This window comes from Streptomyces sp. SID5643, from assembly GCF_009872555.1.
Classification (GTDB): domain Bacteria; phylum Actinomycetota; class Actinomycetes; order Streptomycetales; family Streptomycetaceae; genus Streptomyces; species Streptomyces iakyrus.
Genome location: NZ_WWIC01000216.1, coordinates 1 through 13,588, shown reverse-complemented (window position 1 = coordinate 13,588; position 13,588 = coordinate 1). Strand labels below are relative to the sequence as shown.

At 71.1% G+C, this 13,588-nt stretch carries 9 protein-coding genes; 8 read left to right on the top strand and 1 reads right to left on the bottom strand.

All coding sequences use genetic code 11. The features are described from left to right. Nucleotides 1-129 precede the first annotated feature (129 nt). Nucleotides 130-1,779, top strand: coding sequence for a cellulase family glycosylhydrolase (locus tag GTY56_RS24225; protein WP_161367440.1), 1,650 nt, complete (start codon nt 130-132; stop codon nt 1,777-1,779). 209 nt (nt 1,780-1,988) lie between these two features. Further along, nucleotides 1,989-3,107 (top strand): acyltransferase family protein, encoded by a 1,119-nt coding sequence (locus GTY56_RS24220; protein WP_524540139.1) that lies wholly within the window; start codon nt 1,989-1,991, stop codon nt 3,105-3,107. A gap of 10 nt (nt 3,108-3,117) precedes the next feature. Here the strand turns inward: GTY56_RS24220 and GTY56_RS24215 are convergent, their stop codons facing one another. Further along, the gene (locus GTY56_RS24215) at nt 3,118-5,250 is read right to left on the bottom strand and encodes an alpha-galactosidase (protein ID WP_161367439.1); all 2,133 of its coding nucleotides are present in this window, start codon (nt 5,248-5,250) and stop codon (nt 3,118-3,120) included. Between the two features lie 106 nt (nt 5,251-5,356). On the opposite strand from GTY56_RS24215, the gene GTY56_RS24210 reads away from it, so the two are divergent. The 6 genes from GTY56_RS24210 (at nt 5,357) to GTY56_RS24185 (ending at nt 13,290) form a co-directional block, all read left to right on the top strand. After that, nucleotides 5,357-6,394 (top strand): LacI family DNA-binding transcriptional regulator, encoded by a 1,038-nt coding sequence (locus tag GTY56_RS24210; RefSeq protein ID WP_161367438.1) that lies wholly within the window; start codon nt 5,357-5,359, stop codon nt 6,392-6,394. A gap of 71 nt (nt 6,395-6,465) precedes the next feature. Further along, on the top strand, nt 6,466-7,791 hold the full coding sequence (locus tag GTY56_RS24205) for an ABC transporter substrate-binding protein (protein WP_161367437.1): 1,326 nt from the start codon (nt 6,466-6,468) through the stop codon (nt 7,789-7,791). A gap of 2 nt (nt 7,792-7,793) precedes the next feature. Continuing rightward, nucleotides 7,794-8,717, top strand: coding sequence for a carbohydrate ABC transporter permease (locus GTY56_RS24200; protein WP_161367436.1), 924 nt, complete (start codon nt 7,794-7,796; stop codon nt 8,715-8,717). Continuing rightward, the gene (locus GTY56_RS24195; protein WP_161367435.1) at nt 8,714-9,538 is read left to right on the top strand and encodes a carbohydrate ABC transporter permease; all 825 of its coding nucleotides are present in this window, start codon (nt 8,714-8,716) and stop codon (nt 9,536-9,538) included. The genes GTY56_RS24200 and GTY56_RS24195 overlap by 4 nt, the downstream gene beginning before the upstream one ends. Nucleotides 9,539-9,626: 88 nt before the next feature. After that, nucleotides 9,627-12,095 carry a carbohydrate-binding protein gene (locus tag GTY56_RS24190; RefSeq protein ID WP_161367434.1) on the top strand — a complete coding sequence of 823 codons (2,469 nt, stop codon included), beginning with the start codon at nt 9,627-9,629 and terminating at the stop codon, nt 12,093-12,095. Between the two features lie 208 nt (nt 12,096-12,303). Beyond that, on the top strand, nt 12,304-13,290 hold the full coding sequence (locus GTY56_RS24185) for a sporulation protein (RefSeq protein WP_161367433.1): 987 nt from the start codon (nt 12,304-12,306) through the stop codon (nt 13,288-13,290). The last annotated feature ends 298 nt before the right edge of the window (nt 13,291-13,588 follow it).

The window sequence follows — 13,588 nt, the reverse complement described above, 5'->3', positions numbered from 1 at the left end:
GACACCCCCGGCGACGGACCTCTCCCACCGAGCCCGACGGCAGGAACGTTCAGCACGGCAGCACGACCGCGACAGCACGACCGCGCGACCGGCAAGGTGCCCCGACCGACCCCCACCGATGGAGCCGTCATGAGACCCCGCCTCACCCTCACCCTCACCCTCACCCCTCCACGCCTGGCCACCGTGGCCGCCACCCTGCTCGCCCTCTTCCTGTCCTTCCTCGTCCTCACCCCGCCGGCCCAGGCCGCCCCCACCGGCTTCCGGGTGCAGAACGGCCGGCTGCTGGAGGCCGGCGGGAACGACTTCGTGATGCGGGGCGTCAACCACGCGCACACCTGGTATCCGGACCGGATCAGTTCCCTCGCCCACATCAAGGCCAAGGGCGCCAACACCGTGCGCGTGGTCCTCTCCAACGGTGACCGCTGGACCCGCAACGACGCCGCCGACGTGACGAACGTGATCTCCCAGTGCAAGCAGAACCGGCTGATCTGCGTCCTGGAGGTGCACGACACCACGGGCTACGGCGAGCAGAGCGGAGCGACCACACTCTCCCGCGCGGCCGACTACTGGATCAGCGTGCAGAGCGCCCTGGCCGGCCAGGAGGACTACGTCATCGTCAACATCGGCAACGAGCCGTTCGGCAACATCAACTACACGGCGTGGACGGCCGACACCAAAGCCGCGATCCAGAAGCTCCGCAGCGCCGGGTTCGACCACACGATCATGGTCGACGCGCCCAACTGGGGCCAGGACTGGGCGTTCACGATGCGCGACAACGCCGCCTCGGTCTTCGCCGCCGACCCCGACGCCAACACGGTCTTCTCGATCCACATGTACGGCGTCTTCGACACCGCCGCCGAGATCACCGACTACCTGAACCGCTTCGTCACCGCCGAACTGCCCATCGTCATCGGCGAGTTCGGCCACGACCACTCGGACGGCAACCCCGACGAGGACTCCATCCTGGCCGTCGCCCAGCAGCTCCGCCTCGGCTACCTCGGCTGGTCGTGGAGCGGCAACGGCGGCGGGGTCGAGTACCTGGACATGGTCACGAACTTCGACCCGGACCAGCTGACCAGCTGGGGCCGGCGGCTCTTCAACGGCGCGAACGGCATCGCCGCCACCGCCGAGGAGGCCGCGATCTACTCCGGCAACGGCGGCGACACCACTCCCCCGACCGCTCCCGGCACTCCGACCGCCTCGGGAGTGACCTCCTCGTCGGCCACCCTGACCTGGGCCGCCGCCTCCGACGCGACCGGCGTCACCGGCTACGACATCGTCCGGATCAGCGGCGGCACCGAGACGGCCGTCACCAGCAGCACCCGGACCACCGCCACCCTCACCGGCCTGTCCCCCGCGGCCTCCCACACCTTCGCCGTCTACGCCCGCGACGCCGCCGGCAACCGCTCGCCCCGCTCCGGCACGGTGACGGTCACGACGACCTCCGGCGGCTCACCGTCGGCCTGCGGTGTCGGCTACCGGGTGACGGGCAGCTGGCAGGGCGGTTTCCAGGGCGAGATCGTCCTCCGCAACACCGGCACGTCGGCGATCAAGGGCTGGACGCTGCGCTGGACCTTCCCGGACAGCCAGCGCATCACCAACCTGTGGGGCGGCACGGTGACCCAGAGCGGTTCCGAGGTGAGCGTCGCGGCCGCCTCGTACACCGCGACGATCCCCGCGTCGGGCTCGGTCGCCCTCGGCTTCACGGCCACGCGGTCGGCCGCGAACCCCAGCCCGACGGCCTTCACGCTCAACGGCGCGGACTGCTCCCTGAGCTGACCGCGCCCTCGCACGACGGCGCCGCCGCGCATCCCGGGCCCGGCGGCACCGCCGTCGCTGTGATCCGCGCTACACCGCACGGGAAAGCGGTTTACGTCGTTCCGCAGTGGTCAGGCGGCGGGGATGTCGCACCGGCACCCCACCGCCGCACCCCCGGCACCCCGCGCAGGCACCCGTCCGGGTCGCCCGAACCCCGCGCGGGAGGCGTGATGAGCGAGGACACCCTGCGCATGCGCGCGGTCACGACCGGCGGGAACGAACAGAGAGCCGCACAGCCCGTGCCGGAACCGGCCGGCCGGCGGGACGCCTTCTTCGACAACGCCAAGTACCTGGCGATCGTGCTGGTGGCGATCGGGCACGCCTGGGAGCCGCTGCGGGACGGCAGCCGGGCGGCCGGCGCGCTCTACATGGTGGTGTACGCCTTCCACATGCCGGCCTTCATCGTCATCTCCGGCTACTTCTCGCGCTCCTTCGATGCGAGCCCCGGCCGGATCAGGCGCCTGGTCACCGGGCTCGCCGTGCCGTACGTCGTCTTCGAGACGGCGTACACCCTGTTCACCCGGTGGACCGACCAGGAGCCCGGCCGGCCGGTCAGTCTGCTGGACCCCCTCTATCTGACCTGGTTCCTGGCGGCCCTGTTCATCTGGCGGCTGACCACCCCGATCTGGCAGCGCGTGCGGTGGCCGCTGCCGACCGCCCTCGTCGTCGCGATGCTGGCGACGCTCTCGCCGTCCATCGGCAACGACCTCGATCTGCAGCGCACGCTGCAGTTCCTGCCGTACTTCGTCCTCGGTCTGCTGCTGCGGCCCGAGCACTTCCACCTGGTGCGGCGCCGCGCGGCGCGGATCCTGGCCGTGCCGGTCTTCGCCGGTGCGCTCGCGGTGGCCTACTGGGCGGTGCCGCGGATGAGCGGCGCCTGGTTCTACCACCGCGACAGCGCCGAGGAGCTCGCGGCTCCCTCCTGGTACGGGCCCGTCATGACGCTGGCGACCTTCGGCTGCTCACTGGTCCTGGTCGCCTGCTTCCTCGCCTGGGTGCCCGGCCGCCGCACCTGGTTCACCGCGCTGGGCGCGGGCACGCTCTACGGCTACCTGCTGCACGGCTTCGTCGCGCAGGGGTCCAAGTTCTGGGGCTGGTACGAGCCGGCGTGGGTGCACCGGCCCCTGGGCGAGATCCTCGTGACGGTCGCCGCGGCGGTGCTCGTGACGGTCCTCTGCACCCCGCCCGTGCGGCGGGCGTTCCGCTGGGTGATGGAGCCCGAGATGGCGTGGGCGTTCCGCCGGAACGCGGGCGATCAGGCACGGGACCGGAACGCCGTACGGGCGTGAGCGGACCCTCTCACGGCTCCTGACCGAGCCGGATCAGCAGCACCCCGGGCGTGCGCGGCACGGACACGGTCAGCCCCTCCCCGTCCCAGACGGCCCCGCCCGCGTCCGCCGACGACGGGTGCAGGACGTCCACCCGGACGTCCCTGCCGGACAGGTGCCGGACGGGGATGCGCAGTCGCGCCGGTCCGCCCCGCCGCCAGACCGACAGATACGCCGTGCCGTCACCGGGGACCCGCAGTCCCAGGGCCAGCCACTCGTCCGTCCAGCCGGGCAGGCCCAGCGGCCAGAACGGCAGGGCCCGGGCGAGGTCGCCGCGGATCGACTTGTAGACGACGACGGCGTCCCGGACGAGGGCGCGCTGGTGGTCCGCCATGCGGTCCAGGTGACCGGAGAGGTGGATGCGGCCGAGGAGGGCCCCGCCGAGGGTCCAGGTGATCAGGTCGTCGTCGTGGTCGGGTTGCGGGTAGGCCCAGACGGCGCCCTGCTCGGGCGGGACTGCGGTGGGCGCCGAGACGGCGATGGGCGGGTAGCTCAGCGGGTCCTGCTGGTCGCTGGTGGACTGGAGCTGGGCGACGGCGAGGGTGGCGCCGTCCATGCGCATGCCGCCGGAGGCGCAGTTCTCCACGACGAGGCCGGGGTGGCGGTCCAGGACTCCGGAGAGCCAGTCCAGGTAGGCCCGGGCGTGCCCGAGCAGGCCCGCTCCCGGTGCGAGGTCGCCGGGAGCCTGGGTGCCGGGGTCGACGACGATGTTGTAGTCCAGCTTGAGGTAGCCCACGCCCCAGTCACCGGCGATCCGGTCGACGGTCCTGTCGAGGTGGGCACGGGCGGCCGGGTGCCGCAGGTCCAGCTGGTGGCGGCCCTGCTCGGTGAGGCGTACGCCGTCGCGCTGGAAGAACGCCTCGGGCGGCAGCTCGGCCACGACGGGGCTGCGCACCCCGACGACCTCCGGCTCCAGCCACAGCCCGGGCACCATGCCGCGCTCCCGGATCCGGTCCAGGACGGCCCGGATGCCGCCGCCGGGGAAGCGGCGCGGCGAGGGCTGCCACGCGCCGACGCTGTCCCACCAGCCGCGGGTGTCGTCGTCGTACCAGCCGGAGTCGATGCAGAAGTACTCGGCGCCCGCGTCGGCCGCGGCGTCGATGAGCGGCAGCAGCTTGGCCGTGGTCGGGTCGCCCATGAGGGTGTTCATGTAGTCGTTGAAGACGACGGGGAGGGCGGTGTGGTCGGGGTGCGGGCGGCGGATAGCCCGGCGGTAGGAGGTGAGGGCGCCGAGGGCGGTGTCGAGATCCGGGCCGAGGGCCAGGGCACCGGGGACGGTGGTGAACTCCTCGCCCGGTTCGAGACGGGTCCGCCACTGGTGCTCCGCGTCCGTGGGGCCGTTGAGCGCCAGGTAGGTGCCGTGCGCGCGTTCGCCGAGGTCCCAGCGCCAGCCGGCCGGGGACTCGACCTGCCAGGCCCAGGCCCGGCCGCTGCCCCGCTCGGTCAGCGCGCCCATGGCCAGATGGCCGTCGGTGGGCCAGCTGCCGCGCCCGGTGAGGCCGAGGGCGGCCCGGCTGTCGTGCTCGTGGACGTCCGCGTTGATGTCGGCGACGGACGCGCGCAGGGGCTCGGCGTACCAACGGCACTCGGCGAGCCAGTCGTTGCGGGCCCGGTGGACGTCGAGGGCGTCGGGGGCGGGCAGGCCGCCGAGCAGGAGGCTGCTGACGGACTGGACGACCAGGGGCGCACGGCCGTCGTTGCGGAGCCGGACGCGGGAGCGCAGGACGGGCAGGCCGGTGGGTGAGGTGAGTTCGGCAAAGGCCGTCAACCCGGTTGCCGGGTCGTGGAGTTCCGCCGTCAGCCACTCCCAGCCGTCGCGACTGCCGGTCAGGTGGTTCCGGTAGGCGAGCCGCGCGCCGAAGGCCGTGCCGGTGAAGCGGGGGCCGGACCAGCCGCTGCCGTGGCCGAGGGCGGTGAGCTCCACCAGCGGGAGCGCGCACTGCGGGGCAGCTTCGCGGTCGTCGCCGGGGTGCGCCAGCCGGACAAGGCGCAAGGCCCCGTCGGCGGCGACGGCGAACCGGGCGGCGAGCGTCTCGTGCCCCCAAGTGAACTCGCCGCGCCGCTGGTCGGAGGCGGTGCGCGCCGCATTCGCCGTGCCGGTCAAGGTGCTCCCCCTCCTGACCCCGACCCGTTGCCGGCGAGCGGAGGTCCGCGTGAATCCCTCGTTACGGTCTCTTGACGACCCAAGTGTGACCGGTCACAATCCTCGCATGAATGTGACCGGTCACACAAGGCGCCCGGCGAGCATCAGGGACGTCGCCACGGCCGCCGGGGTCTCGTACCAGACGGTCTCGCGGGTCATCAACGGCCATCCCAGCGTCCGGCCCGCCACCCGCGAGCGGGTGCTGGCCGCCATCGAGGAACTGGGCTTCCGGCGCAACGCCACCGCCCTCGCCCTGGCCAGCGGACGCACCCGCACCGTGACCGTGCTCACCGCGAACACCACCCACTACGGTTACGCCTCGATCCTCCAGGGCATCGAGGAGTCAGCCCGGGCCGCGTCCTACGCGGTCGGGATCGGCGTGCTGGAATCCGCCGATGACGCGGCCGTCGCCGCCGAAGTGCAGCGCGCGACGGACGCCGGCGGCGGAATCGTCGTGATCGCCTACGATCCGGCCGGAGTGCGGGCGCTGGGCGCGGTGCCCGACGGGCTGCCGGTGGTGGGCGTGGTCGAGACCCCGGCGAGCCCGCCCGGCGGCGAGAGCCCCTGGGTGTGGACCGACGACCGCGAGGCCGCCTACCAGGCGACCCGGCATCTGCTCTCCCTCGGCCACGGGACCGTGCACTACGTCGCCATCCCCTCCAGCACGCGCCGCACCAGCGCCCGCACCAGCGGCTGGCGGCGGGCGCTCAGGGAGGCGGGCGCCCCGGAACCCCGCCCGGTACAGAGCAGTTGGGGACCTGCGGGTGGTCACGCGGCGGCGCTGAAGCTGGCGGCGGACCCGTCCGTCACCGCGATCCTGTGCGGCAACGACGACCTCGCGCTCGGTGTGCTGCGCGCCCTGCACGAGACGGGCCGCGCGGTGCCGGGCGAGGTCAGCGTGACCGGGTTCGACGACGCCCCGCACTCCGCCTTCCTCACCCCGTCCCTGACGACCGTGCGTCTCGACTTCACCGGCCTCGGCCGGGCCGCGTTCGCCCTGCTGCACGGGGCGCTGGAGGAGTCCGCGCCGGTCGCGCCGCATCCCGTGTCCGTACCGGAACTGGTGGTGCGGGAGAGCTCGGGTCCTCCGTCCTCCGCCCACTGAACAGCACTGGTGAGCACCGCAGTTGTGAGTCCCGCTTCCTGAACCGAACCGTCCGCTCGGAAAGGCACGAGATGCACAGAAGAGTTCTCCCCGCCCTGGCGTTGATATGTGCCGCGGGACTGGCCGCCACCGCGTGCAGTGACCCGACGGCCGGGGACGCCGGTTCGGACGGCGCCGAGCGGACGGCGGTGAACCCGACCGCTCGGCTGGACGGCGTGAAGCTGACCATGTGGACCGCGCAGAACACGGTCGACGCGCCCAAGCAGGTCATCGAGGCCTTCGAGAAGGCCACCGGAGCCGAGGTCGACACCCAGGCGATCCCGGACCTCTACGAGCAGAACGTGCCGACGAAACTGGCCTCCGGCGACCGCCCCGACCTGATGTTCTGGCAGCCGTCCATCTCCACCCTCCCGTTCGTCCAGCCGCGGCAGAACCTCCTCACGCTCGACGGCGAGCCGTGGGTCTCCGAGCTCGGCGACACGGAGAAGTCCCTCGGTGTCATCGACGGCAAGCGCTACGCGGCGATCGTGACCAGCCCGGCCATGCTCGGCGTCTACTACAACAAGGACGTCTTCCGGCGGGCGGGCATCACCGGGAAGGACTTCCCCCGGTCCTACGACGAGCTGCTCGCCCTCGGCCACCGGGTCGCCGACCAGACCGACGCGGCCGCCTTCTACGAGGCCGGCGGCGACAAGTGGCCGCTCCAGTGGCAGATGCAGGTCCAGCTCACCGATCTGGACCGGCAGTGGTGGGCGGACCTCAACGCCGGCAAGAAGAAGTGGACCGACCCGGTCGTGGTCGGCGCGGTCAAGAAGTACAAGGACAAGCTGCTCGACGCCGGGCTCGCGCAGAAGAACTACCGCACGGGGACGTTCACCGGGCAGGCCGACGCCCTGTGGAAGGGCGAGGCCGGCATGGTCCTCAACGTCACGTCTTTCCAGAGCCAGTTGCAGGCCAAGTACTCCACCGCCGAGATCGACAAGAGGATCGGCTGGTTCCCGGTCGCCAACTCCTCGGCGACCGGCCTGTACTCCCCCGACCAGACCAACGGGGTCGTCGCCTTCAAGACGGGTGACGAGAAGCGGCAGAACGCAGCCCGGCAGTTCCTCGCCTTCTGGCTGGGGCCGGACTACCCGGACTACATCGAGGCGATGAAGATCCCGTCCGTACAGCCGTCCGTGCCCACCCCCGGCGGGCTGCCCGAGACGTCCAAGGCCCAGGTCGCGGCCCTGCCGAAGGCCATCGGCGTGTTCCAGGCCAAGGCCATCGTCGCGCCCGACACCCACCTGTACCTGGCCGACATGATCTTCGGCAAGAAGAGCCCGCAGCAGGTCGCGCAGGCGATCCAGGACCAGTTCGCGCAGGTGGCCAAGGCCCAGGGCGCACCCGGGTTCTGACGATGGCGAACACGGTCGTACGGACCCGCAAGCAGCCATCGGCGGCCGGGCCGCCGAGGAGCGTGGGGCGGCTCCCGCGCGCCGCGGTGCACCACCCCTGGTGGTTCGCGCTCCCCGCGATCGCCGTCTTCGCGGGGTTCTTCCTGGTGCCCAACCTGCTCAACTTCTACTACCCGTTCACCGATTGGTCGTCGTATCACGCGGACATCGCCTTCACGGGGCTGGACAACTTCCGGACCATCGCCGACGACGGCTCGCTGCTGCGCGCGATCCGCACGACGCTGGTGTACGCGCTGCTGGCGGCGCTGTTCCAGAACGGTTTCGGGCTCGTGCTGGCGCTGCTGCTGGAGGACGACAGCCGCTTCAACCGGTTCTTTCGGGCGGTCTTCTTCCTGCCGGTGCTGATCTCGGCCCTCGCGACCGGGTACGTCTTCCAGGCGCTCCTCGACCAGGACGGCGCCGTCAACTCCGTGCTGGGCACCGACATTCCGTGGCTGGGCTCGACGACCTGGACGCTGGTGATCGTCACCCTGATCCACGGCTGGAAGTGGATGGGCCTGGCCATGCTGATCTACCTGGCGGGGCTGAAGGGCATTCCGGGCGACATGCTCGAAGCCGCCCGGATCGACGGTGCCGGACCGTGGCGGACGTTCTGGTCGGTGCGTTGGCCGATGCTCGCGCCGGCCGCCACCTTCAACGTCACCACGGCACTGATCGGTTCGATGAACACCTTCGACATCGTGCAGGCCACGACCGGCGGCGGGCCCGCTGCCTCCACGGAGGTCTTCAACATCTACATGTTCCGGATCTTCGGGCAGGGCCTGTACGCGCAGGCCTCCGCGATGAGTCTGGTGCTCTTCCTCGTCGTCGTCGCCGTGGCGATCCCGCTGGTCGTGGGGCTGCGGCGAAGGGAGCAGACGCTATGACCCCCGTGTGGCGCTACGGCCGTCCCGCCCTGGTCCTGCTGCTGGCCGGGCTTGCCGTGGGCGTGCCTCTGTGGCTGGTCGCCGTCACCTCGGCCAAGCCGCAGGCGGAGGCGATCAGACCGAACCTGGACCCGCCCCGGCACTGGCAGCCCGCCGCCAACTACGCGGACGCCCTGGCCGAGGGCGAGATGCTGCGCGGCTTGATCAACTCCCTGTTGGTCGTGGTGCCTTCCGTGATCCTGGTGCTGATCCTGGGTGCTGGTGCCGCCTGGGTCTTCGCGCGGCGGAAGTCAAGGCTGGTGTCGGCGGCGTACGCGGTGTGCATCAGCGGGCTGCTGCTGCCGCCCGCGGTCATCACCCTCGTGATGGAGCTGCGCCAGCTGGGCCTGGCCGGCACCCGGCCCGGCGTGATCGCCGTCTACACCGGCATGTACCTGTCGACGTCGATCTTCTTCATGACCGGCTTCATCCGCGCCCTCCCCGTGGAACTGGAGGAGGCGGCCCGGATGGACGGGGCGACGCCGTCCCGGATCTTCTGGCGGATCGTCCTGCCGCTGCTCCGGCCGGTCATCGCCACGGCGACGATCATGGTGATGCTCTACGCCTGGAGCGACGTCTTCTACGCGTTCTTCGTCCTCGGCGGCGGAGACCGGGCGACCCTGCCGCTCAACCTCTACCAGGTCGCCGGCGCCCAGCTCTACCTCAACAACTGGCACCTCGTCTTCGCCTATGTCGTGGTGATGAGCCTGCCCATGGTCGCCGTGTTCCTCGTCGGCCAGCGAAAGATCGTGTCCGGAATCACCAGTGGAGCCGTCAAGTGACTGGAGGTCCAGCAGCGTGATCACCCCCACCCGCACGAGATCCCGTACCAGAACCGCCCTGATCACAGCACTACTTGGAGCAGCCGCCATGGCAGCCACCCTTCCCGCGTCCGGTTCCGCGGCAGCCGCAGCCGATCCGCAGCGCCTCACCGTCGACCTCGGCGCCTCCGAAGGCCCGGTGATGCTCGGCGCCAACGGCTCCCTCTACGGTCTCAGCGACGACGGGGTGCCGAGCGACGCCGTGATGGAGCCCCTGAAGATCACCAGCATCTCGCAGAAGCCGGAGGGTGGGGCCCAGCACCCCAATGGCGACGCGCTCACGGTCTCGAAGTCGTTCTTCCGCGCCGGCGGCGGCGAGATCAACGTGATGATGCAGGACATCTACGCCAAGTGGCCGTACGAGGACCTCGGCATCGACGACTACCTCCCCAAGGTCGACAAGATCGTCAAGGAGATATCGGCCGATCCGAACAGCGACCGCTTCGTCTACATCCCGTTCAACGAGCCCGACCAGATCTGGTACAGGCTCGACGTCCAGGACCAGGCCCAGTACGAGAAGAACCGCGACCGGTTCTTCAAGGACTGGAAGACGGTGTACCAGCGGATTCGCGCGATCGACCCGGACGCGCGCATCGCCGGACCCAACGAAGCCGCCTATCACACGCGTCTGCTGAAGGACTTCCTCGCCTTCACCAAGCGGGAGAACGTCGTCCCCCAGGTGATGACCTGGCACGAGCTCGGCTCCGGCTCCCTGCGCGACTTCCAGGCGCACTACGACGACTACCGCAGGCTGGAGCGCGAGGCGGGCATCGCCCCCCTGAAGATCAACATCGACGAGTACGCCAACCGCCGCGACCTGTCCGTGCCCGGGCAGCTCGTGCAGTGGGTGTCGATGTTCGAGCGCAACAAGGTGTTCGCCAACATGGCGTACTGGGACGCCGCCGGCAATCTCAGCGGCCATGTGGTGCGCTCCAACATCCCCAACGGCGGCTGGTGGCTGTTCCGCTGGTACGCGGGCCTGACCGGGAACACCGTGAAGGTGACGCCGCCGCAGCCGAACACCGTCGACACCCTCCAGGGGCTCGCGTCCCTGGACACCTCCCGCCGCCAGGCCCAGGTGCTGCTCGGAGGTGCGGACGGCGACTCGGACGTGGTCGTGGAGAACGTCCCCCGCCCGGTGTTCGGCCGTACGGTCACCGCGACGGTCGCCGAGGCCTCATGGTCCGGTTACGAGGGACAGCACGCGGCTCCGCGGGTCCTGGCGCGCACCAAGGTGACGGTCGCCGAGGACGGCTCGGTGACGGTCCCGCTGCGCGGCCTGCACAAGATGTCGGCGTACCGCGTCGTCCTCACCCCCGGCGGCTCGGGCACCCCGGCCGCCGCCTCCGTCCCGTGGTCGGCCTCGTACGAGGCCGAGGACGCCGCCATCACGGACGGCAAGGTCTACACCCAGGGCACGGTGAGCAACGCCAACGGCTACGCCGCCTCCGGTACCAAGGACGTCGGTTCCCTCAACCAGCCGGGCAGCAAGGTCGCGTTCACGGTGAACGTGCCGGAGGACGGCGCGTACGACCTCGCGGTCCTGTACGGCAACCAGTCCGGCGGTCCCGCCACACAGAAGCTGAGCGTCGACGGCGCCGACCCGGTGACGGTCACCTACCCCTCGACCGAGAACTGGACCTACCGAGCCAAGAAGGACGTCCGCGTCCGGCTGGAGGCGGGGTCGCACCAGGTGGTGTTGTCCAAGGGGGACGCCGAGGTCACGCTCGACCGGATCGACCTGACGCGCCACACCGGCGCGGCCTCCGCTTCGTACGAGGCCACTCTGGCGGACATCGGCGGCAGGCCGTCGTACGACTACTCGTCCTCGGCCGGTGTGGGCACGGGTGCCCTGGTGCTGCGATCCGGCGACAGGGCCGTCTTCGACGTGTACGCCCCCCGTGACGGCTACTACACGGTGACCCCGCGGACCTCGGCGGCGGTGCGGCTCACCCTGCACGGTGAGAAGGTCACTGCGGCGCCCGGCCACCCACTGCGGCTGTACCTCGTCGCGGGCAACAACCGGGTCGCGATGACGTCGGGCCACGCCGCCGTCCGCTCCCTCGACGTCTCCGGGGACGGCTCGGCGTCCGGCACGCTCTCCTACGAGGGGGCCTCGGCCACGCTCGCGGGTGGTGCGAAGCTCGTGGACAGCCCGCACGCGTCCGCCGGCTCGTCCATCGGATGGCTGGGCAACAGCCCCTCCAGCACCGCCGAGTTCACGGTGACCGCGCCGAGGTCCGGCCGCTACATGCTGGTCGTCCACTACGCCCACAACGACCGCCGGGACAACGGCCACGCCTACAACACGGACATCATGTCCCGTACGGCGGACATCAGGGTCGGGGACGCCGCACCGCGGAAGGTCACGTTCAAGAACACCTGGAGCTGGGACGACTACTGGACGGTCGGCGTCCCGGTCGATCTGGCGAAGGGCGCGAACAAGGTGACGTTCGGCAACACCGCCGCGTGGGCGCCGAACATCGACCGGATCGAGCTGGGCCGGGTCGTGGGCTGAGCGAAGCGATCGCCGACGTCCCGTCAGCGGGCCATGGTGCCGCAGTCCGCCGTGGAGGCGGGCTGCGGCACTGTCGCGCCGAGGGTGATCCCTTTTCGGCCAACCCCGCCACGCGGGACGCGCGGCGCGACCTCGCTCCGCTCGCACCCCCTATACTTCTACATGCTTGTAGAAGTCAGCACACGCACATGAAGGAGTGGACGCCACCATGGTGTTCAAACGACTGCTCGGCGCGCTCGGTGTCGGCGGCCCCACGGTCGACACGGTTCTCGGCCCCGCTCCCGTCCGACCCGGCGGCATGCTCAGCGGGCAGGTCCATCTCGTGGGCGGGAAGACCGACTTCGAGATCGAGCACATCGCCCTTGAGCTGGTGGCGCGGGTGGAGGCCGAGCACGAGGGCGGTGAGAGCGAGGGCGTCGTCGCCTTCGACCGGTTCACCGTCGGCGGCGGCTTCCGGCTCACGGAGGGCGAGCAGCGCAGCGTGCCGTTCAGCGTGGCGGTGCCCTGGGAGACACCGGTCACCGAGCTGCACGGGCAGAGCCTGGGTGTGGTCCTCGGGGTGCGCACCGAGCTGTCGGTGGCGGGCGCGAAGGACAAGGGCGACCTGGACGAGTTGAACGTCTCGCCGCTGCCCGTGCAGGAGGCCGTGCTCGAAGCCCTCGGCGGACTCGGGTTCGGATTCCGGTCGGCCGACCTCGAGTACGGGCGCATCGGCGGCACGGGCCAGCGGCTGCCGTTCTACCAGGAGATCGAACTCCTGCCCTCACCGCAGTGCGCGCAGCAGATCAACGAGATCGAGCTGACGTTCCTGGCGAACCATGGCGGCATGGAGGTGGTACTGGAGGCCGACAAGCGGGGCGGCTTCCTGTCGCCGGGCCGGGACGCCCTCACGCGGTTCACCGTCTCCCACGACGGCGTGGAACAGCAGGACTGGCCCTCGATCGTCGACGGCTGGATGCGGCACCTGGTCGAGCACCGGGCCTCCTACGGCTCCCCCGACCCGTTCCTCCCGGCCGGGCACGGGCACGACGGGCCGCAGCGGGACGGCCACCGCTCGGGCCCGGGCATGGGGACGGCCGTCGCCGCGGGGGCGGCCGGACTGGCCGCCGGTGTCGCCGGCGGCATGGTCGCGGGCGAAGTCGTCGACGAGGTCGGGGACTTCTTCGAGGGTGACGGGGAGGAAGAGGAGGGCTGAGGCAGGGGCGGACAGCGTGCGCTCGACGGAGCCGGTGATCCAGGCACGCAGCTCGTCAACCGAGTCGAGCCGCGCCTCGGCGGCTTCGGGGGGCGGGAACACCCTGGTCTGCCGAGTGCGGCGCCGTGGTGGGTTGTCGCGCAGTTCCCCGCGCCCCTGAGGGCGTGCCGTGCCGCCCACCGGAGCATGCCTCGGCAGCTGCCGAAATGGGATCACCCCTGACTCGCCCCGTGCGGCGCCATGGTGGCTTGTCGCGCAGTTCCCCGCACCCCTGAGGACGCGCCGTGCCGCCGACCGG